Source organism: Gemmatimonadaceae bacterium (assembly GCA_037721215.1).
Taxonomy (GTDB): domain Bacteria; phylum Gemmatimonadota; class Gemmatimonadetes; order Gemmatimonadales; family Gemmatimonadaceae; genus UBA4720.
This window is the reverse complement of sequence record JBBJNV010000002.1, coordinates 133,414-153,272: the sequence shown is the minus strand read 5'-3', so window position 1 is coordinate 153,272 and position 19,859 is coordinate 133,414. Positions and strand designations below refer to the sequence as shown.

Genomic DNA, 19,859 nt, shown 5'->3' with positions numbered 1-19,859 from the left:
GATTCGTCCCTGCGCATCGATTCGCTGTCTCCATGTCCACACCATATCCAATGCTCAAGCCCACCATCCTCGCTGCCCTGATCCTCGCCTTTCCGCTGTACGCACAGGACCCGCCCGCTCCGCCGCCACCAACGCCACCCTCCGGCAGCGCTCCGCCCTCCGCCAGCACAGCCGTACCGGCGAAGTGGAACGTCCTCGAAAAGCGAGCCAGGTCGAAAGACATCGACTACGAAGTGTCGCAGGGCACATGGATGTCCCTCGACGTCTCGCCCGACGGCAAGACGATCGTCTTCGATCTCGTGGGCGACATCTACAGCATGCCGGTAACCGGCGGCGCAGCGACACTCATGCTCGGCGGTGCCGCATACGAAATGCAGCCGCGCTTTTCACCAAACGGCAGGCGCATCGCATTCGCGTCCGATCGCGACGGAATCACCAACGCGTGGACAATGGACGTGAACGGAAAGGACCTGCGGCAGGTCAGCAAGGACAAGGAGCGCGAAGTCTCCAACCCCGCATGGACGCCCGACGGACAATACCTCGTCAACCGCAAGCACTTCCGCAACACCCGCTCCCTCGGCGCCGGCGAGATGTGGCTCTATCACGCGTCCGGCGGCAACGGGCTCAAGCTCACCGACCGCCGCAACTGGGAACAGAACGCGACAGAGCCGATCGTCTCGAACGACGGACGGTACGTCTACTTCACCGAAGACGTCTCCCCTGGTGGCGGATTCCAGTACAATCGCGACGCACATGGCCAGGTGTACGTGGTCCAGCGGTTCGACCGGCAGACCGGCACACGAACAACTGCCATTGGCGGTGCTGGCAGCGCTCTCCGTCCACAGCTCTCACCCGACGGAAAGACCATGGCATTTGTCCGCCGCGTTGGACTCAGGAGCGTTCTCTGGACGCGCGACCTCGAGAGCGGCCGCGAGCGCGCCGTGTGGGACGGCCTCGACCATGACCAGCAGGAAGCATGGGCGATCTACGGCACGTATCCCGGATACGACTGGATGCCCGATGGCAAGTCGGTTGTGATATGGGCCGGGGGCAGGATCAATTCCGTAAACATGACCTCTGGCCGCGTGACGAACATTCCATTCACCGCGCGCATCCGGCAGACTATCACCGAAGCGGTGCGCACACCGCAGCGCATCGCGCCAGACAGCTTCGACGTAAAGATGCTTCGATGGGTCACCGTCTCGCCGGACCAGCGCCGAGTCGTCTACACATCACTCGGCAAGCTTTGGCTCAAGGATCTGCCCAACGGCAAGCCGCGTCGGCTGACGAATGATTCGGCAAATGACGAGCTCTTCCCATCGTGGTCGAGCGATGGACGCTCAATTGTCTATGCGACATGGAACGACGAATCGCTTGGCGCGATACGCACCGTCGGACTGGATGGACGTCGCGGACGGAAAATCACCACGAGGCTCGGCCACTACGTCGAGCCCGGATTCTCCGGGGATGGCAGGCAGATTGTTTTCCGTCGCATCGGCGGGGACGGCGTCAGATCTGAGCACTACAGTCAGGACCGCGGCGTCTATATAGTAGCGGCAAGCGGTGGCGAGCCGAGGCTTGTCACTGAAGATGGCCAGCGACCGAGGTTCAACAAGTCGGGAGACCGAATCTTCCTTGCCGCGCAAGAGGCACTGAAAACAGCCCTCATCAGCGTCAACCTCACCGGCGGCGAACGGCGCGTCCATCTGCTGGCCGACAACGCCAGCGACTTCGTGCCTTCACCCGACGAGAAGTTTGTGGCGTGGGTAGAGCGATTCAATGCTTACGTCTCGCCGCTGCCGCTGACCGGACGGGGAGTCGACGTCAACACGAACGTCACGGACTTCCCGGCAAAACGCATCTCGCGCGATGCAGGTCTGTATCTGCACTGGACGCCCGATTCGCGCCGGGTGTACTGGGCGCTCGGTCCCGAGCTGTTCCAGCGTGACATCTCGGCGACATTTGCATTCGAGACCCAGGATACGACGACACTCCGGAAAGACCCGGAGAGCAAGGGAGTACCAATAGGATTCAAGGCCCAGGCAGACCGGCCTACGGGCCGACTCGCTCTTACGGGGGCGACGGTGATCACCATGAAGGGCAACGAGATAATCTCGAACGCGACAATCCTGGTGAATCGGAATCGCATTATATACGTGGGCACCGGCGCCGATATCCAGATTCCTGCTGGTACTCGCCGGATCGACGTGGCAGGAAAATTCATTGTCCCCGGGCTCGTCGATGCACATGCGCACATAGGAACCGGATCGAACGGTATTTCGCCCCGCACCAACTCCGGGTTCCTCGCGAGTCTCGCCTTCGGTACCACGACGATGCATGATCCGTCGAGCTCGACCGAGATGTTCTTCTCGACGTCAGAGACAGCGCGTGCCGGGGGGATGATTGCGCCGCGCCTGTTCTCGACGGGCACGATCCTGTATGGGGCGGAAGGAAATTCGAAGGCGATCACGACATCTTTCGACGATGCGTTGACGCACCTGCGCCGCATGCAGGCCGTGGGCGCCTTTTCGGTAAAGAGTTACAACCAGCCACGCCGCGACGCCCGGCAACAGATTGTCGAAGCCGCTCGACAGCTCGGCATGATGGTAGTTCCCGAAGGTGGATCGACGTTCTCGGTAAACACCACGATGTTCCTCGACGGGCACACCACCATCGAGCACAACATTCCCGTTGCGCCGCTGTATGAGGACATGCTGCGACTGATATCGGAATCGAAGACCGCATACACGCCGACACTGATTGTGAATTACGGCGGAATGAGCGGCGAGAACTATTGGTACCAGAGCACGAACGTATGGGAGAATGCAAAGCTTCAGTACTTCAATCCGCTGGGGCAAATCGATGCACGCTCGCGGCGCCGGCAGATGGCCGCAAATGACGACTATTTCTTTGTTGATGTCTCAAAGGCGGCGAAAGCGCTCAGCGACCGCGGGGTCGTGGTAACGACTGGCGCCCATGGGCAGCTCGACGGGCTGGGCGAGCACTGGGAAACGTGGATGATGGCGATGGGCGGCATGTCAAATCACGAGGCCCTTCGCGCTGCGACATTGAACGGCGCCCGGGCGCTCGGCCTTGATGGCGACATTGGCTCGCTCGAGAGCGGCAAGCTGGCTGACATGCTAATCCTAGACGCGAGCCCGCTCACAGATATCAAGAACACAGCGACGATACGGTATGTGGTGGTGAACGGCCGGATCTTCGATGCCAGCAACATGGCGCAGATCGGCAATCACGCGTCCCCGGCTCCAAAGCCGACCTGGAGGGAGTAGGTGACGAAGCGCTCGAACCATGGTCATCGGAGCAGAATGCTTGCTTGAGCTGCACTGAGGTGAGCATGGCAGCCGATCGAAGCGACGCTCCGCCGCTGAAGCGACGGATGGCGGCAGATAACTGATGACTTGATGGGACATGTAGCGAGGACTAGTTTAGTCATATGACAAGCGTTTCGATCTCCGAACTCAAGGCTCGCCTCAGCGCGTTTCTCGATATCGTCCGTCAGGGGGAAGACGTGCTGGTTACCGATCGCGGTCGGTTGATTGCGCGCCTCACGCCGGTACGCGGCGAAGAACTCGAGGAGAGTCGCCGCGAGATGCTGTTGCGAAGCGGGCAATTGCGGCCCCCGTCGGCGCCGCTCGCGGCCGACTTCTGGACGCGACCGCGTCCAAAGGATCCGAAAGGCAGATCGTTGACAGCATTGCTCGACGAGCGAAGCGAAGGTCCGTGAGGTTCTGGGACTCTTCGGCGCTTGTACCGCTCTGCCTGGAGCAGCCGCGTTCCGCGCATGCGCGGCGAATGGTGGCGCAAGACCCGGAGATGATCGTGTGGTGGGGGTCGGCGATCGAGTGCGCGTCGGCGATTGCCCGCCTGTACCGTGAAGAGCAGTTGACCGCGAAGGAAGAGCGTGCCGCGCGCGCCTTCCTCAATGCACTCAGCGCCAGCTGGTTCGAGATACAGCCGGGCAACAGCGTCCGCGACCAGGCATTACGTGTGCTCCGGCTGCATCCGCTCCGCGCTCCTGACGCGCTCCAACTCGCGGCTGCCCTCGAATCCTCAGGCTCGACCCCTTCCGGAGTGTTCATTACGTACGACGAGCGGTTACGCGCTGCCGCCGAGCGTGAGGGGTTTACCACGCCCTGAATACGCCGTGTTGCGTCCCGTATTGGCCTCTGCGAAGGCTGGATGCCGCGACTATCTGGAACGCCCCAAGCCGACTCGTTCCGAATGACTCGTTTCGGCTCAGCATTGAATCCTTGAGGCATACTCAGTATTACTCGATATGCCAGCGCCCAAGCCTTTTGCACGAATTGCGATCACCCTCCCGGCAGCTGATTTGGCGGCAGCCGACCGACTGGCGGTACGCCACGACCGGTCCCGCAGCTGGATCATAGCCGAGTCTATTCGGCGATATGCCGCGGATCCGGGCGTCAGAGAGGCCGTACCCACGGCAAAAGGCCTTGGAGATTCCCGGCGCGCGCAGCTCGAGCGTGACATGCAGCTGACTCCTGAAGCCCGGGTGCGCGCCGCCGAGGAGACGGTTCGATTGACGAAGCCGCGGTCGAAACCCCGAACACACCAACTGGTGATGTTCGACAGGTACGAGGACTTTCTCGACTGGAAGCGGAGTCGAGGCCGCTAGCGGTGAAGGATTATGAGACAAGTCTGGCGCGTGTCTGCAGTCGATTGAATGCAGAACGCGCGAAATACGTCATAGTCGGCGCTACGGCGATGCAGCTCTGGGGCACGACCCGAGCGACCCGCGACATCGATATTTTGATCGAGCCGACGGTTGCCAACGCGAAACGAGTGTTGCGAGCACTTGCGTCACTCGGCTTTGGATTAGCGGCCGAGCATCTGGCGAAAGATGTCGCATCGCGCGTGGTAACGATGATCGGGGACACTCCCAACGTCGATATTCTCACCCGCGCATGGAATCTGAAATGGGAACTAGCCCGGCATGGCGCGACGACGTTCGACATAGAAGGAGTTACAGTACCGGCGGCTTCGATCGACGACCTTATCGAATCCAAGCTTACGGGGAGGCTTCAGGATGCGGCTGATATAGAGGTGCTGGAGGAAATTCGCAAACTGCGCGGAAGAGGCCACGCGAAATGATTTTGTGTGCTATCCGCGGCATTTTTATCTTTGTTCGGGGGTCCGTATACAATGGCACGATCAGCTAAGCATCAAATGAGCATCGTCGCGGCAATACTGCTCGGTGCAGCTCCGATTGTCTTCGGATTGTTCCGCGCCTGGCAAACTGCATCCGACTTCCGCATGCTCTGGATGGCGCTGGCCGCGACAGTCTTCGCGGCCGGAGTCATGGCGGCTTCAATTGGGCGCCGCCGCACCAGGCACTCCGCTTACACTCAGGCGATCATCATTCTTATCGTTGCCCCGCTGACGGCGGGAGGTGTGGGATTCTTTCTCGGTGCAAGAGCTGCTTTTGGACTCTGGGCAGTTGCATTTGTACTGGGAAGTTGTCTCGCTGCCAGCAGCGTGCTCATCGCATTGTTTCGGCCGAGACCTGGCTGACACACGTCCACAAAGGGCCATCTGTCAACGCGTGCAAGCGGAGCCGCAATGGCTCACAATGCTGGCGCCGGCAGCGCCCCCTGCACCATGAACTCCGCTCGCATAAACGCAAATCTGTTACGCTTGAAGTAGTCGGCCTGCGTAATGTCCACCCGCTCGCGCGTTGCGGCACAATGCCACGTCTCGAGCGACTTGGGTCTGGCAACCCCAAATACCGATGGGACGAAAACTCCGACGTTGAGTCCGTTTTCGGCATCGCGTGCTGACGAATACATGAACGTTTCAACACCCGCCGCACGCATGGCGGTACCAAGTGACTGCGATGATTGATAGCTGGTGGGGGACGAGATCAGCCGGCGATGAGTTTCGAACGGAGCCACACTGAGGTCGATGCCCCGCCTGATGCGCACGCGCGCACTGAATGCCGTGAGTGGCGTTTCCACTGTGCCAAGCGAAGCTCGGCTCCCCTCGAGAAAGAGAAGCCGGTAGTAGGCGACTTCGGCGAACGCCGTTCGCCGCTCCATCGAACCGTACCAGATTCCACGCTCGTGCCGAGCACCAAACCGGGACCCATGCCTGAGCGGTGGATACCGGAACGGCGTGAACAGCAGATAATGCAGCCGGCCCCTCGTGTGATCGGCTGGCTTAACCCTGTCGATCATCTCTTCGAGGAGCGCCTGTTCTTCGGCTGAGTCGACGAGCTTGCGGGTAGACACCTGATGCTGCGCTTCCACCACCCGCCACGGCGAGATGTGAAGCGGCCGAAGCTCAGAGTCGCCCGCGCATCGCGTCCAGATACTGGACGACATCGATCAGTCCCTCCACGGTCCGGATTCGCTCTGCAGGCACTCCACCAATGTGATCATTCGCGGCGTGCAGCCAGCGGCGCGCTTTTTCATCGTCGCCGCCTACGAGTGTGTCGAGCGACCGGTAGAGGCGGAGAAACAGCAGTGCCAGCTCGCCTTCCTTCCGTTCGGGGTCGAGCCCCCGCCCGCTCCGCAACCGCGACACCGACGCCTCGCTCGTCCCGATGACCTCGGCCAGGTGCTTGTTGCGGAGCCCGAGGCGCGCCGCGGCAGCGATTGCCGCTTTGGCAAGAACCGGGGATGGATCAGGCTGAGAAAGCGTGCTGCCAAGGAGAGAGGCGGTCATTACACATGAAATTTATGACGTACTTCTTTCATCTGCAAGAGTAGCTCTGCCCTGTTGGATAACGTCTTATGACTTACCTGACCTCCCGATCTGTACCCTTTCGGGCTGTAAAGCCCTCGCTCCGCACTAAGTCGCCAATCGTCGATTGCCGTTGGTCCTGGATCCGCAAAAGCCCTCAATTCGCGGTTCTGAAGAAAATTCGCTCCTCCATTTGAACTGAATTCCAGCCATCGCATCGCGGAATTGCGTGCATCGTTAATTTCTGCCATCGTACCGGAGATGAACGATGAGCGTGCATCGCGCCCATCAACTTCCACCGTCGCAGAGCCCGCGGCTTCCTGATGAAAAAACTGCTCCGTCTAGCTGTCCCGGTCACGCTTCTGGCCCTTCCGCAGTGCACTACCGCACCCGGCGCCAGTATTGCCCGGCCGCCGGTTACCTCGAGCGTGCGGATTGACTACGTGCACGAGAAGCTGCCAAACGGGTTGAACGTGGTGTACCATGTCGACCGCTCGGCACCCATTGTGGCAGTCAACTCCTGGTACAACGTCGGCTCGAAGCACGAACAACCCGGCCGCACGGGACTCGCTCACATCTACGAGCACATCATGCTTTTCAAAGGCTCGCGTAACGTCCGCGATCAGGAGCGCTTTGCCCTTCTGGAACAGGCCGGCGGACGAGCAGGAGTCGAAATCAACGGTACCACCAGCTTCGATAGAACGAACTATTTCCAGCAGGTGCCATCGAACCAGCTCGATCTGGCGTTGTGGATCGAGGCTGATCACATGCGCACCGCGGGCGAAGCACTCACCATCCAGGCCGTCGATGCGCAGCGTGAGATAGTAAAGAACGAGCGGCGGCAGTCGACCGATAACCAGCCGTACGGAAGCTGGATCGAGAAGATGATCGGGTATGCGTTTCCGGCCGGTCATCCATACAGCCATTCCGTGCTGGGATCCATGCAGGATCTGTCCGCCCAGACGCTGCAGGACGTCAAGACTTTCTTCAGTCAGTATTACTCGCCCGACAACGCAGTGGTCGTCATTGCGGGCGATATCGATCTTGATGCGTCGAAGGCGCTGGTCAGGAAATATTTCGGAACTATTCCCCGCGGCGTCCCACGGCCGGCGCTTCGCTCGACTGCGGTAACCTCTGTCCTGTCCACTCCGGCGCGCGAGATCGTAAATGACGCGAATGCCCGCACGCCGGCAGTATTCATCGGTCACCGGGTACCACCAACGCGGGCACAGGGTTCTGCGTCTGTACCCCTTCTGGTTGCGGTCCTTGGCAGCGGTCGAAGCAGCCATCTCTTCTCCCGCCTGGTGAGAGAGCGACAGGCCGCGACCAGTGCTACCGCATTCAGCCTCGGGCTGGTGGAGGGCGCCGATCTGCTCATAGCCAACGCCGTCGGTAGCCCCGGCGCCAATTCTGATTCGCTGGCGAATGCGCTCAGCAGCGCCCTCGACAGCGCGGTGGTGGCAATCACGCCGGAGCAGCTCGCGCGAGTTAAAGCCGCAGTGCGGTTTCAGTTCGTCAACGGATTGCAGACAATGGGAGGGTTCGGCGGCCGTGCCGATCGCCTAGCCGAGGGGCAGACGTTCTACGGGAATCCCGACTGGGTGAACCGTCGTCTCGCGGAGTTCGACGCAGTAACTCTCGAGCAGCTGCGGTCGGTGGCATCTACGTATCTCACACCCGCCAATCGAGTGACACTCATCTTCGTTCCGGCTGCGCAGCAAAGCGCGCCGAGGGGCAACTGATGCGCCGCTATCTGCTCACCGGCCTGGTCGTCCTTGCGCTCGCAACTCCCGCTGAGGCGCAGCAGCCCGAGCGCGAGAGTCCGCCAGCACCTGGGCCGCTCCGTCCTTTCCGCGTTCCTGAAATCCGCGAGATGCGCCTGCCCAACGGCATCCGTGTTGCTGTGGCCGAGCGCCGCTCGCTGCCGATTGTGCACGCACGGATTATCGTGAACGCCGGGTCGGTTTACGAGCCGTCCGCAAAGAGCGGCCTCGCTTCGCTCGCCGGCTCTCTGCTCATCGAGGGAGGCGCCGGAGGCTTGAGCTCGGCTGCCTTGGCGCAGCGCATCGACGGACTGGCGGCTCAACTAGCTTCCTCAGCGGGCTACGGCTCTGCGGGTGTCAACGTTACCTCGTTGAGCAACGTCTTTCCCGAGGCGCTCGCCCTCGCGGCAACGGCGATACGCTCTCCCACATTCGACGAGCGCGAATTCGGGCGGGTGCGCTCTCAGGCGCTCTCCGGCTACGAACAGGCAATGTCGAGCGCGGAAGCGATTGCCGACCGGACATTCTCGCGGGCGATGTACCGTCCGGAAGCTCCATACTCCCGCAGTCCCGCCGGTACTGCAGCCACCCTCAGCGCGATCACACGCGCTGACGTCGTCAGCTGGCACGCGCGAATGTACTCCCCTGCCAATACGACGATCCTGTTCGTGGGGGATATTGCGCTTGCCGATGCCGTCGCGATGGTCACCCGTCTTTTCGGCGACTGGAATACACCAGCGCCGACGATCGCATTGCCAGCCAATCCGTTCCACGCCGCGACCTCGGCCAGAGTAATTCTCGTTGACCGGCCAGCCTCGGTGCAGTCGGCGATTTACGTTGGCGTGCCCGGGATTGCGACGGTGAATGACGAGTTTTTCAGGATGACAGTGCTGAACCGGATAATGGGTGGTGGTTTCACTTCCCGCATCAATACCAACCTGCGCGAGCGACGCGGCTTCACTTATGGCGCCAACACGTCACTGTCGGCTCTCCAGAATGCTGGAACCTTTTATGCTTCGAGCTCCGTCAGAACGAACGCGACGGATTCCGCGCTGGCAGAGGTAATGAACGAGTTCCGGCGCATCGTGGACGAGCCGGTACCGGCGGCCGAGTATCAGGCAGCCGTGAACAACCTTGTCGCGAGCTTCCCGGCATCGGTGCAAAGCGTGCAGGAGCTTGCGGGCCGGCTACAGACGCTGCTCATCTACGGCATGCCGCTCGATTACTACAACACGTATCGCGAGAGGCTGGGGGCGGTAACAGCCACCGAGCTGAATGCGATCGCCCGGCAGCGGCTTGCACCGGGTGCGGTCACGATGGTCGTCGTCGGGGATCTGGCTCAGATAGAAGCGCCGATCCGTGCGAGAAAATTCGGGACAGTTGAGGTGTGGAGCCGGGACGGGACGAAGGTCAGATAGGTCGTTATGTTGGTGTCGGCCAGCAGTCTTGCGCTTTGATGTCCTCCTCTTTTCAACGGTAAAGATCCCCATGCTCCCGGCATGCTGATGTCAGTGGGAACGCTGAAAGTGTTTGTAGCGGTGGTTGTCGCTGCTACTTTCCACGCCAGTTCAGTCGACGCGCAAGCACGCCCTGGCCATTTCCTGGCGCCTTTGAAGACCGACTCGACAGCCTGGCAACGTATTCTGGTTCACGTAGTCAACTCGCTGAGCGCGCACCTGGTACGAACTGCGACGGATACCGCGCGCCAGCCGTGGCGTGTCGCACTTCCGCCGGACGAACCGCAACGTGCACTGCTCGAGACACAGCTTCGCACGATCCTCCGCGAACGGCCCGTGTTGCCGGAGGATACTGTCTTTTATGAACTGGACATCGGGCCTTTCACGGTCGCGAAAGATACTGGCCGCGTCCGTGTGCGGACGCAGTTTACAACGAAGTGTTCTGGTGCGAGCCGGTCGACCGGTTACGGAAATTTTGATAGAGTGTACGTGGTGCGGCAGCCGACAGGAGTCTGGAGTATCGCGCGCTCCGAGGGCCAGGGCGTGCTTCATGGCGATCGCGCTGGGTGTCCCAGCCTGCCACGATGATCAGGATGCGATGGCTGCCGCCGGTCGAGGCCAACGAGCCGATCCCGACGCTGACTGCCGCCGGCATCAACGGTGACGCGCATCAACCTGCGAGCGCTGAAAAGCGATCGGATTTGACTCTGATCAGTCATAAGATATGTTGATACTGTGTACGATATTGAAAATATCCATCGCGCGGTACTCGATGCGCGGCTGAAGTGCAAACTCACGCAACGCGATCTCGCCGAGCGTGTCGGCACCTCCCAGTCCGCCATCGCGAGTCTTGAACGCGGTGGAACCAATCCGACCGTCGAAACGCTGGTGCGCTGTGCGAACGCCACCGGGTTCCTGCTGTCCGTAACTCTGGAACCGTTGGCCCCGCCGGATCCCATCGTCGAACGCTACAAGCGCGACGTCGACCGCACCCTGCTACGCGAGAACCTGCGCAAGTCCGTCGACGAGCGATTGCGCACGCTGTCGGAGTGGCAGCATGCCTCGCGAGAGCTGCAGAACGCCACCACGCTTGCAAAACGGACCACCAGAAAATCACCCGCGCGTGCGCGATGAATCAGCTGGAGCTTCTGCTTGCGGCGCTCACCGATGCCGAGGTGGAGTTCATAGTGGTGGGCGGCGTAGCTGCCCGCGCGCACGGATCATCGCGGCTTACCGACGACATCGACATTTCGTATGCTCGCTCGCCGGCAAATCTCGCGCGCGTGGTCGAGGCACTGGCGCCCCTGGAGCCGTACCTGCGCGGAGCACCGGCGGGCCTGCCGTTCGAGTGGTCGGTCGCGACACTGCGGGCGGGACTCAACTTTACGCTGACGACGAAAGCCGGTGCGATCGACCTGCTAGGCGAGATCACCGGCGGTGGCGGGTATGACGATCTGCTCCCTCACTCGCTGACAATTACGATCTTCAACCGGAAGGTGCAACTGCTCGACCTGCCGTGGCTCATTTACGTGAAGCGCGCAGCGGGCCGCCCAAAGGATTTCGAAGTGATCGCGGAACTCGAGGCGTTGCGGGAGGAGATCCGACAACGCGACGACTGATGATACGAGCGTAACGCGTATTGCGGCCCCGAGTCCAGAGGGCCGCAATCGAGTCATCTGCTATTTGAGGGCATACGCGCGGTCGACGTTGTAGGTCGTGTACGTCCCCTGGAACAGCTGGAGCGACGAATTGTTGTGCGGCGTTCCGTCGCGCCAGCCGAAATACACGTTGTAGGACGGCGTCGTGGCCTGAATGCTGATCCAGTATTTCGTGTTTGCTGCCGCGGTGAATGGAGTGGCCAGCGCCACGGAGTACCTGTAGAACGGCCATGTCGTATTCGCAGCCGTGCCACACGTCAGACCCCCGACGGTCTTTTCGAACACCTGACCCACCTGAGCGACGGTGTACGTCGATGTCTGTATCCTGCCTGCAATATTTGGTCGGCCGGCTGCGTCAGGATAAAACGCCACGGTAAAACTGGACGCCGTTGGCGCGGGAGCGGGAGCATTGACCTGCTGGACGCAGTAGATGCCCTGCCAGTCGACGGTGTTGATCGTCCGCGTTGCGGATAGGGTAAAGTCGTCGAACACCTGCGCCGGGGCCCCTCCGTTTGTCACGATTTGCGACGTTCTGGCTTCGACGAAGCCCGAGGTGGTGGCCGGAACTGTCGTTTCATGAGGTGGAGTCGCGGTGGTCGGAGGCGGCGTGACAGGTGGCGTCGTTGGATGGTCCTTTCCACACGCCGTAAGCCCGAGAATCGCCGACACGGCGAGTACCGCGCCGTACGACGCCAGCCGACGGTAGTTTGGATACGCATTGTGGACCGGGTTCCGTGCAAGGGCCCCGTTGAGGTCTTTGCTAAACAATCTGTCCATGTTGTTCTCTCTGTCAGTGGTGGGAATCTGGCGTAACCATGGCCGGTGCACGCCCAGACGGGAAAAGCGTCGTTTCTCAATCAGGATTCGGCGGTTTGAACTGGGATGTGCAGGGCAGGAACCGCTCCGATAAGGTACGCGACAAAAAAAGCGGTCGAGGATCATTGGCGTTTGCTGAATCTCAGTCCTTGCTCGAAATTTCGAACCTCGAAGGCGGCGGAACCCATAACCAGGAGCTATGCATGAATCTCGGCGCATTCTCGATCAGTCTTGCAGTCAAAGGCCTGGCGGCCTCGAAGGACTTTTACGAAAAGCTGGGATTCAGTGTCTTCGGCGGAGATGCCTCGCAGAACTGGCTGATACTGAAGAACGAAGATCACGTCATCGGTCTCTTTCAGGGAATGTTCGAGCGTAACATGCTGACCTTCAATCCCGGCTGGGACAGCAACGCCCGCAAGGTCGACAACTTCGCCGACGTTCGCGACCTTCAACGCCAGCTGAAATCGCAGGGGGTGAAATTCCTCAGTGAAGCGGATGAGAGTACGACCGGTCCCGCCAGTTTTGTTACTGAAGACCCTGACGGAAATCCGATTCTCGTCGATCAACACGTCTGAGCTGTGGCCTCTATCAGCCAGCACGATTTTTCGGGATGGCCACAACTCGGCGGAACATGCCGATGAGGTCAGTGGATAAAGGCGGGAAAATTGTGCATGGTTTGAGTCTTTTTTCAGGACTTACTGTTGTGCTGGCTACCGCGGGGTGCGCAGCCGCTCAGCAGGTACCGGTGGCAAAACCGCCGGTGGCCCTGGCTGAAGTCCTTATCCTCGCTACAGGCGGTACGATCGCCTCCGCGGGCAACTACTACGGCGATCGCGGCGGCGAGGTCTCGAGGGTTGCGGTCGAGGGGCTGATGCGCGCAGCGCCTGGAGTCGACAAGCTCGCGACGCTCTCCGCGGAGCAGTTCTCGAATGTCGGGTCGGGGAGCATTGGCCCCATCCAATGGGTCGCGCTCTCCAGACGAATTGCCGCGGCGTTTCGGGAACGTCCCGCGCTCTCAGGCATCGTCGTCACCCATGGTACGGATACCATGGAAGAGACGGCGTACTTCCTCGACCTCACGGTTCCGGGAGATCGGGCGGTCGTTGTAACCGGTGCGATGCGCCCTGCGGATGGAATTGGCGCAGACGGCCCCGCGAATCTCTACAATGCCGTGCGTGTCGCTGCTGCCCCGGCAACACGGGGCCGAGGCACGACGGTGTTGATGAATGACCGCCTTTATGCGGCACGCGAGGTAACGAAGACCAATACCAGCCGGGTGGAAACTTTCCAGGCGCCGGAACATGGTCCACTGGCAATCACGGATCACGACACACTGTTCTTCAACCGGCCCCGGTCCAAGCGGTATCGAACGTTCGATCTCACCACCGTTCGCGAGCTGCCGCGCGTTGACATCGTCTACTCACATGGAGGCGCGGACAGCGTGATGATCGATGCCGCTGTAGCCGCGGGAGCAAAAGGTATCGTGGTTGCCGGCGTAGGAGGAGGTGGCGTGACGCCGGCACAGCAGGTTGCGCTACAGCGGGCCCGCGAGAAAGGCGTCGTTATCGTTTCGAGCAGCCGAACGGGATCAGGCCGGGTCAGGTCATCTGCGGCGCGAATCGCGGCCGGCGATCTCAATGTTCAGAAAGCACGCGTACTGTTGATGCTCGCCCTGACGCGAACTACTGACCGGGCCGAGATCGCGAAACTATTCGAGGAATACACCGGCGGTGACCGCTAATCTCACTATCTGCTCCACGGCGGCGCGATCTTATTGCCGCGCGCATGACCGCGTTTCCGCTCCCCTTCACGGGCCTGACATTCCGGATTTGCATGATGTCGCTGATTCCCCGGACCCGGTTTCGCCGCGTGCTTCTCACGATAACCGTTGTCCTTCTTTCAATCGTCATTGCCCTTGTCTGGTCAACACGTTGGCTGGACACTCTCGGCGCGGCGCCAAAAGGAGAGCGACTCGCCCGGATCCAGCGCTCGCCAAACTACCGCGACGGCGCGTTTCAGAATCCGGATGCCACCCGCCTGACGGCAAACGGCGGTACGTGGCAGATGCTCCGCCGCTGGCTCGGCGGCAAGGAGCAGCGCGTTCCGTTACGGCCGGTGCCCATCCTCGCAAGAACGCGCGCTGATTTCGACCGCCCACCGTCGTCGGGCCTGCGCGCAACATGGCTCGGCCACTCTTCGGTGCTCGTCGAGATCGACGGTGCACGAATATTGTTTGACCCCGTGTGGGCCCGCCGCGCATCGCCATCGTCGCTGATCGGGCCAACCCGTTTCTTCGCGCCGCCACTAGCGCTGAAAGATTTGCCGCCGCTCGACGCGATCATCACCTCGCATGATCATTACGATCACCTCGATCGCGATGTGGTTCGCGCGCTGGCGATAGATCCCGCACAATCGCGCGCGCGCTTCGTAGTGCCCCTGGGTGTTGGCGCACACCTGGGACGGTGGGGTGTGCCCGCTGTGCGAATCACGGAACTCGACTGGCAGGAATCCGTCACCGTCGGACCGCTCACACTCACAGCCACTCCTGCCCGACATTTCTCCGGTCGAGGATTGTTCAACCGCAATCACACCCTCTGGGCATCATGGTCGGTGAAAGGGCCAACGCACCGCGTTTTTCACACTGGCGATACCGGACCGTTTGCCGGATTCAGCGACATCGGATCGCAGCACGGGCCCTTCGACCTCACTCTCATGAAGATCGGCGCGTACGACGATTCGTGGCCGGATATCCACCTGAATCCCGAGCAGGCAGTCGAGGCACACGCCAGCCTTCGCGGCAAAGTTCTGCTCCCATTCACTGGGGAACATTCAACCTCGCCTTTCACCGCTGGAGCGAGCCGGCGGATCGTGTCGTTGCCGCCAGCCCTGGAGAGTCTGTTGAGCCTGCGACCCCAGCCCCGGTCAGCTCTTGGTGGCGATGATAGCGAGCGATGTCCGCATGCGTCACGTGGGCTAATCTTACTTTATGCACAGTACCAATCCCCGAGAACAGCCCGTCCACGATATCCCCGCGATCATGCGGGCAATCCTCAATGGATACGCGTTGCCGGTACGCGGCTATCACGCCAGGAGATGCTGGACTACTGCGCCGAACATGGCATCACATCCGACATCGAGATGGTTGACATTGCGTCGATCAACGAAGCCTACGAGCGGATGCTGAAGAGTGATGTGCGCTACCGGTTCGTGATCGACATGGCTTCACTCGCGTAGCACCGCTTGCACCAGTCGATCCGCTGACGGTTCCCGGTTGGCACGGCTAATGCCGCTTTCTTTAGCGCGGAATGCCGCATGTACACGCGTGATTCAGAGGAGATCACTTATGAAGATGACAGAGATGTTTCTCGAGGAGCTCACGCGCGAAGTGGAGCGGTCGAAGCGAGCGCTCGAGCAGGTGCCCGAGGGCAAGTACGACTGGAAGCCGCACGAAAAGTCGATGCAGTTCGGCTATCTGGTGCAGCTAGTTGCGATCATGCCGTCATGGGTTGCGACGATGGTAACCGAGGATCAGCTCGACATTGCTCCGGCTAATCCGCAGCAGCAGCCCGAGCCGATGCGAACTAGCGCGGAACTGCTGAAAGGGCTGGAAAACGGAGCGGCAAGTGCACGCAAGGCGCTCGAAGGCACTACCGACGAGTTCCTCACAACGCCCTGGAAGCTTCTGGCCGGCGGGCAGGTGGTGATCGAAGCGCCGCGCTACGAAATGATCCGCGACACGTTCAATCACCTCGCACATCACCGCGGCCAGATGACCGTGTACCTTCGGCTCCTGGGTGCCAAGGTGCCAGCGCTCTATGGACCGTCGGCGGACGACAAAAGGTTCAACTAGCCGAATCTCAATCTGGCCTCGAAGGCTGAGCCATACATGGGGGTAACCAACGCCGCACAAATCGACGACCGCCGGGGGATGCATTTCCTGGCGCTTGCGCTGTTTCTCACCTCGCTGATCGGCTGCAGCCGAGTGGCGACGGCTCAGGCGACACGCGGCTCGTTGCCATGCACTCCACGGCCGCCGGACGTGGTCTGCCCCCGCGAGTCACCAATTCAACGTGGTTCGGTTCAGGTCGGCGGGACTGCCTCATTCACCCGCTCGCGCGACATCGGGAACGACCAGGGCTGGACGACACTCGAGCTTCTCCCGCGAGTCGGATACTTCGTCGTCCGCGGACTTTCGGTTTCGGCGAATGTCCGTTACCGCCGTATTTCCTTCGACGACCAGGAGACAGTGCGCAATCAAACCCTCACCGAATGGGGAATCGGGCCGGGGCTGACGTATTTCGTTTCGACGTCTTCGCCACGCGTGTTCCCATTCGTGTCGGCACGAACTCTATTCATCCGCGGCGTCAACAGGGCAGACATAACGCCTTCGCCGCAGGTTCCTGAGCCATCGGAGGTCGAGCGCAGTATCCGTACGCGCACCCACGCCTGGCTAGGCTCCGCAGGCGCTATGTACATGCTCGTGAACCATGTCGGGATAACGGGGGAGGCTTTCTATCAACGAGAGCGAGTCACGATAAAGGCGGGCGAGACCGTGGAATACGGAAATTCCTCAGAGCTCTATGGGCTTGAGTTTGGAGTAGTTGCGTTCGTCTTTTGAGGAATCTGGGCGCGTCCTCTCACAGGAGACCTGATGGACGAAAAGTCGCTTTTTACGCAGTTCTGGACAAAGGAATCAACGACCACTCACAACGTGCTCTCCAGAATTCCCGAGGGGTCGGAGTATCGCCCCGATCCAAAGTCGCGCACCGCGCACGAGATCGCATGGCAGATTGTCTGCGAGGAGAAGATGATCATCGAGGCACTGGAGAGCGGCAAAGTTGAATGGGCGCCACCGCCGATGCCGGCAACGATGAAGGAAGTGCTCGAGGTGTACGATGATCAGAGTGCGAAAATGGCCCCCCGCTGGAACGCGCTGACTGCGGAGCTCTGGAATGGCGAGCTCGAGTTCTTTGGCAGCCAGCGACCCGCGTCGCCCATGGCCTGGAGCTTCCTCTTCGACATCGTTCATCACCGTGGCCAGATCTCGACCTACCTGCGACCGATGGGATCGACGGTGCCTCAGATCTACGGGCCGAGCGGGGACGAACCCTAGGGGGGTGCGGCCGGGGCCGCCCGGCGGTATTGCCTGGCGTGACAGAGCATGGAGACATGTCCAGCTTGCTATACTACATGGGATGCGCAGCAAATCTCCTTTCGCCCTGCCACCGAATGATTGATGGCTGTTGACGCCGGCACTCCCGGTGGTGTGTACGATCTCGAGCGATTCACGCTGAGCGACATGACCCGGTGCGGCATTCAACTCCGGAAGCTCGGGGCCGGCGCATCGAGTCTCGAAGCCGTTGCTGGGCGCACGGTGGAGTTCCTTTATGGGTCGTTGCGCACACGCGATGGCACGCCGGCGTGCGCTCTCATCAGGATGTTCGTGACAATGCCGTATGAGGAGCTCGAACCCAACCAGCAGGACGTCGTACGCACGGTGCTCGGGGCGGCCCCTGAGTTTCAGAACATGAAATGCCTGACACTGCTTGCGAGCGCTGGCGAGCTTCCCGCATGGAACTCACGACGTGATTCCGTTGGGCACCGGGCACTGCCGCTGGTGAGCGAGGAAAGTGTTGCACGGTCGCCCATGATAGCACAGCTCATCCGCCAGCTTGGCATCGAAGTGGGAACGTTCGTCGGGCGGGACGAGAACCTCGTTGTCGATGTCAACCAGCACACTTTCAACGTGTTCTACGTTCCGGAAGCCAGGGGGAGCGCATATATCCCTGCACAGGATGACTTCGTGATCCCATACGATGTTCGATCCGTGCTTGGGTTCGGCGGCCTGCTCCCTTCGGGCGAGCTTTTCGCGACGATATTATTCTCGAAGGCGCCAATTGCGCGCGACACCGCGGACCTTTTCAAGACGCTGGCGTTAAACGTCAAGGTCGCCATTTTGCCTTTCGTCGGCCGCAAGGCATTCGCGTGACTGGCTCGGCGAACTCGGGCGGGACATCAGCAGGACAGACCTCGTCAGCGTGGCTGCCAGAGCTCGAACGCTCGCGATCTCAGGTTGCTGCGCTCGAACAGCTGCTCGAAGTGCATGAGCAGACTTCGCTCGAACAAGCGACTCGACTCGAGAAGGCCCTGCACGAGCAGCAGCGGATTCAGGACAAATACCGCAAAACCCTCGACCGCTACCAGCTCATCGGGCGGGCGACAAACGACGTCATCTGGGACTGGGATCTCGTCACCAGCGAGCTCCTCTGGAACGAGGCAATCACCAGCGTCTTCCTTCATCCATCCGACAACGTCACCAATACAATCAAGTTCTGGTACGATCATATCCACCCTGACGACCGTGACCGTGTCGTTGCAGGAATCCACACGGTGATTGATAGCGGCGGCGAAGTCTGGTCGGACGAATACCGGTTCCGCCGGGGCACCGGTGAGTACGCGTCCGTGTTCGACCGCGGTTACATCGCACGCGACGACCGCGGCGAGGCCATCCGGATGCTCGGTGCCATGATCGACCTTACCGAGCAGGTGCGGGCTCGGAAGGTCATCGAGCAGACCGCGGAAGAATTGCGGCGGACGACGATGGCGCTTGAAGACCAGGCAGAGGAATCGAAGGCGCTGACCGCTGAGGTGGAAGCGACGAATGACCATCTGCAGGAAGCGAATCTGGAAGCGGAAAGGGCTCGCCGTCGCGCCGAGGAAGCCCGTGCCGAGGCAGAAATGGCGAACAAGGCGAAGTCGGAGTTCCTCGCCAACATGTCGCACGAGCTTCGCACGCCGCTCAATGCGATTGGCGGTTACGTGGAACTTCTGAGGGAGGGCATCCGGGGCCCGGTCAATGACGCTCAGCGCACCGACCTCGACCGGATCAAGCGCAGCGCGCACCTCCTTCTTTCCCTCATCAACGATATTCTCAACTTTGCCAAGATCGAGGCCGGCCGTGTTCGCATCGCCCCAGAGGAGGTCTCCATGAACCATGTGCTGGGTGAGCTGGAGACGCTCGTCGCACCCCAATTGCTGAAGAAGGAACTTCGTTATGATTACCACTGCTGCGATTCGAGCTATACGGCCTACGCCGATCCTGAGCGACTGCAGCAGATACTGCTCAACCTCCTGTCAAACGCGGTGAAGTTTACACCTTCTGGCGGCGAAATCGGGGTGGAGTGCATCGCGACGCAGGACACAATGAGGGTGCGGGTGTGCGACACAGGCGTTGGAATTCCCGCGGACCAGCTGGACTGCATCTTTGAGCCATTCGTGCAGCTCGAGCGCGGGCAATCGAGCGAAAGCGCCGGCACTGGACTGGGGCTCGCAATCAGCCGCGATCTTGCGCGCGCAATGGGTGGAGACCTGGCGGCCGAGAGCACACTCGACGCCGGCTCGACGTTTACGCTCACATTGCCGCGCCGGCCTGAGTGACTGTA

22 protein-coding genes are annotated in these 19,859 nt (G+C 60.9%); 19 read left to right on the top strand and 3 right to left on the bottom strand.

The genetic code is table 11. From position 1 onward, the window contains the following. Positions 1-32 precede the first annotated feature (32 nt). The 6 genes from WKF55_01645 to WKF55_01620 all read left to right on the top strand — a co-directional run bounded on the left by WKF55_01645 (position 33) and on the right by WKF55_01620 (position 5,553). On the top strand, positions 33-3,290 hold the full coding sequence (locus WKF55_01645) for an amidohydrolase family protein (GenBank protein MEJ7758273.1): 3,258 nt from the start codon (positions 33-35) through the stop codon (positions 3,288-3,290). Between the two features lie 164 nt (positions 3,291-3,454). After that, entirely contained in the window at positions 3,455-3,745 is a 291-nt protein-coding gene (locus WKF55_01640; GenBank protein ID MEJ7758272.1) for a type II toxin-antitoxin system prevent-host-death family antitoxin, read from the top strand. After that, positions 3,742-4,158, top strand: coding sequence for a type II toxin-antitoxin system VapC family toxin (locus WKF55_01635; protein MEJ7758271.1), 417 nt, complete (start codon positions 3,742-3,744; stop codon positions 4,156-4,158). Before WKF55_01640 ends, WKF55_01635 begins: the two co-directional genes overlap by 4 nt. A gap of 139 nt (positions 4,159-4,297) precedes the next feature. Then, on the top strand, positions 4,298-4,657 hold the full coding sequence (locus tag WKF55_01630; GenBank protein ID MEJ7758270.1) for a hypothetical protein: 360 nt from the start codon (positions 4,298-4,300) through the stop codon (positions 4,655-4,657). Between the two features lie 2 nt (positions 4,658-4,659). Next, positions 4,660-5,133: a DUF6036 family nucleotidyltransferase gene (locus WKF55_01625; protein MEJ7758269.1), complete on the top strand. Its 474-nt coding sequence runs from the start codon at positions 4,660-4,662 to the stop codon at positions 5,131-5,133. Positions 5,134-5,208: 75 nt separating this feature from the next. Next, complete coding sequence (locus tag WKF55_01620) at positions 5,209-5,553, top strand: hypothetical protein (GenBank protein MEJ7758268.1); 345 nt, start codon at positions 5,209-5,211, stop codon at positions 5,551-5,553. Between the two features lie 53 nt (positions 5,554-5,606). Here WKF55_01620 and WKF55_01615 read toward each other — a convergent pair whose 3' ends face one another. Beyond that, on the bottom strand, positions 5,607-6,362 hold the full coding sequence (locus tag WKF55_01615; GenBank protein ID MEJ7758267.1) for an RES family NAD+ phosphorylase: 756 nt from the start codon (positions 6,360-6,362) through the stop codon (positions 5,607-5,609). Further along, complete coding sequence (locus WKF55_01610) at positions 6,322-6,705, bottom strand: MbcA/ParS/Xre antitoxin family protein (GenBank protein MEJ7758266.1); 384 nt, start codon at positions 6,703-6,705, stop codon at positions 6,322-6,324. Before WKF55_01610 ends, WKF55_01615 begins: the two co-directional genes overlap by 41 nt. A gap of 341 nt (positions 6,706-7,046) precedes the next feature. On the opposite strand from WKF55_01610, the gene WKF55_01605 reads away from it, so the two are divergent. The 5 genes from WKF55_01605 (at position 7,047) to WKF55_01585 (ending at position 11,562) form a co-directional block, all read left to right on the top strand. Further along, a complete protein-coding gene (locus WKF55_01605; GenBank protein MEJ7758265.1) occupies positions 7,047-8,465 on the top strand; it encodes a pitrilysin family protein in 1,419 nt (472 codons plus the stop codon). Continuing rightward, positions 8,465-9,904, top strand: a complete 1,440-nt coding sequence (locus WKF55_01600; protein ID MEJ7758264.1) for a pitrilysin family protein — start codon at positions 8,465-8,467, stop codon at positions 9,902-9,904. The genes WKF55_01605 and WKF55_01600 overlap by 1 nt, the downstream gene beginning before the upstream one ends. A gap of 81 nt (positions 9,905-9,985) precedes the next feature. Beyond that, positions 9,986-10,531: a hypothetical protein gene (locus tag WKF55_01595; protein MEJ7758263.1), complete on the top strand. Its 546-nt coding sequence runs from the start codon at positions 9,986-9,988 to the stop codon at positions 10,529-10,531. A 147-nt stretch (positions 10,532-10,678) separates the two neighbouring features. Further along, positions 10,679-11,077 carry a helix-turn-helix domain-containing protein gene (locus WKF55_01590; protein MEJ7758262.1) on the top strand — a complete coding sequence of 133 codons (399 nt, stop codon included), beginning with the start codon at positions 10,679-10,681 and terminating at the stop codon, positions 11,075-11,077. Then, positions 11,074-11,562, top strand: a complete 489-nt coding sequence (locus WKF55_01585; GenBank protein MEJ7758261.1) for a hypothetical protein — start codon at positions 11,074-11,076, stop codon at positions 11,560-11,562. The genes WKF55_01590 and WKF55_01585 overlap by 4 nt, the downstream gene beginning before the upstream one ends. A 60-nt stretch (positions 11,563-11,622) precedes the next feature. Here the strand turns inward: WKF55_01585 and WKF55_01580 are convergent, their stop codons facing one another. After that, positions 11,623-12,378 carry a hypothetical protein gene (locus WKF55_01580; GenBank protein ID MEJ7758260.1) on the bottom strand — a complete coding sequence of 252 codons (756 nt, stop codon included), beginning with the start codon at positions 12,376-12,378 and terminating at the stop codon, positions 11,623-11,625. A gap of 188 nt (positions 12,379-12,566) precedes the next feature. Here WKF55_01580 and WKF55_01575 point away from each other — a divergent pair, with 188 nt between their 5' ends. The 8 genes from WKF55_01575 to WKF55_01540 all read left to right on the top strand — a co-directional run bounded on the left by WKF55_01575 (position 12,567) and on the right by WKF55_01540 (position 19,854). Then, positions 12,567-12,992: a VOC family protein gene (locus WKF55_01575; GenBank protein MEJ7758259.1), complete on the top strand. Its 426-nt coding sequence runs from the start codon at positions 12,567-12,569 to the stop codon at positions 12,990-12,992. Positions 12,993-13,054: 62 nt separating this feature from the next. Beyond that, entirely contained in the window at positions 13,055-14,158 is a 1,104-nt protein-coding gene (locus WKF55_01570) for an asparaginase (GenBank protein MEJ7758258.1), read from the top strand. Between the two features lie 44 nt (positions 14,159-14,202). After that, entirely contained in the window at positions 14,203-15,651 is a 1,449-nt protein-coding gene (locus tag WKF55_01565; GenBank protein ID MEJ7758257.1) for an MBL fold metallo-hydrolase, read from the top strand. Between the two features lie 109 nt (positions 15,652-15,760). After that, positions 15,761-16,267: a DinB family protein gene (locus tag WKF55_01560; GenBank protein MEJ7758256.1), complete on the top strand. Its 507-nt coding sequence runs from the start codon at positions 15,761-15,763 to the stop codon at positions 16,265-16,267. 36 nt (positions 16,268-16,303) lie between these two features. Next, positions 16,304-17,035 carry a hypothetical protein gene (locus WKF55_01555; GenBank protein MEJ7758255.1) on the top strand — a complete coding sequence of 244 codons (732 nt, stop codon included), beginning with the start codon at positions 16,304-16,306 and terminating at the stop codon, positions 17,033-17,035. Positions 17,036-17,068: 33 nt separating this feature from the next. Continuing rightward, positions 17,069-17,530, top strand: coding sequence for a DinB family protein (locus tag WKF55_01550; protein ID MEJ7758254.1), 462 nt, complete (start codon positions 17,069-17,071; stop codon positions 17,528-17,530). A 123-nt stretch (positions 17,531-17,653) separates the two neighbouring features. Next, the gene (locus tag WKF55_01545) at positions 17,654-18,406 is read left to right on the top strand and encodes a hypothetical protein (protein ID MEJ7758253.1); all 753 of its coding nucleotides are present in this window, start codon (positions 17,654-17,656) and stop codon (positions 18,404-18,406) included. Then, positions 18,403-19,854, top strand: a complete 1,452-nt coding sequence (locus tag WKF55_01540) for a PAS domain-containing sensor histidine kinase (GenBank protein MEJ7758252.1) — start codon at positions 18,403-18,405, stop codon at positions 19,852-19,854. Before WKF55_01545 ends, WKF55_01540 begins: the two co-directional genes overlap by 4 nt. Positions 19,855-19,859: the final 5 nt, after the last annotated feature.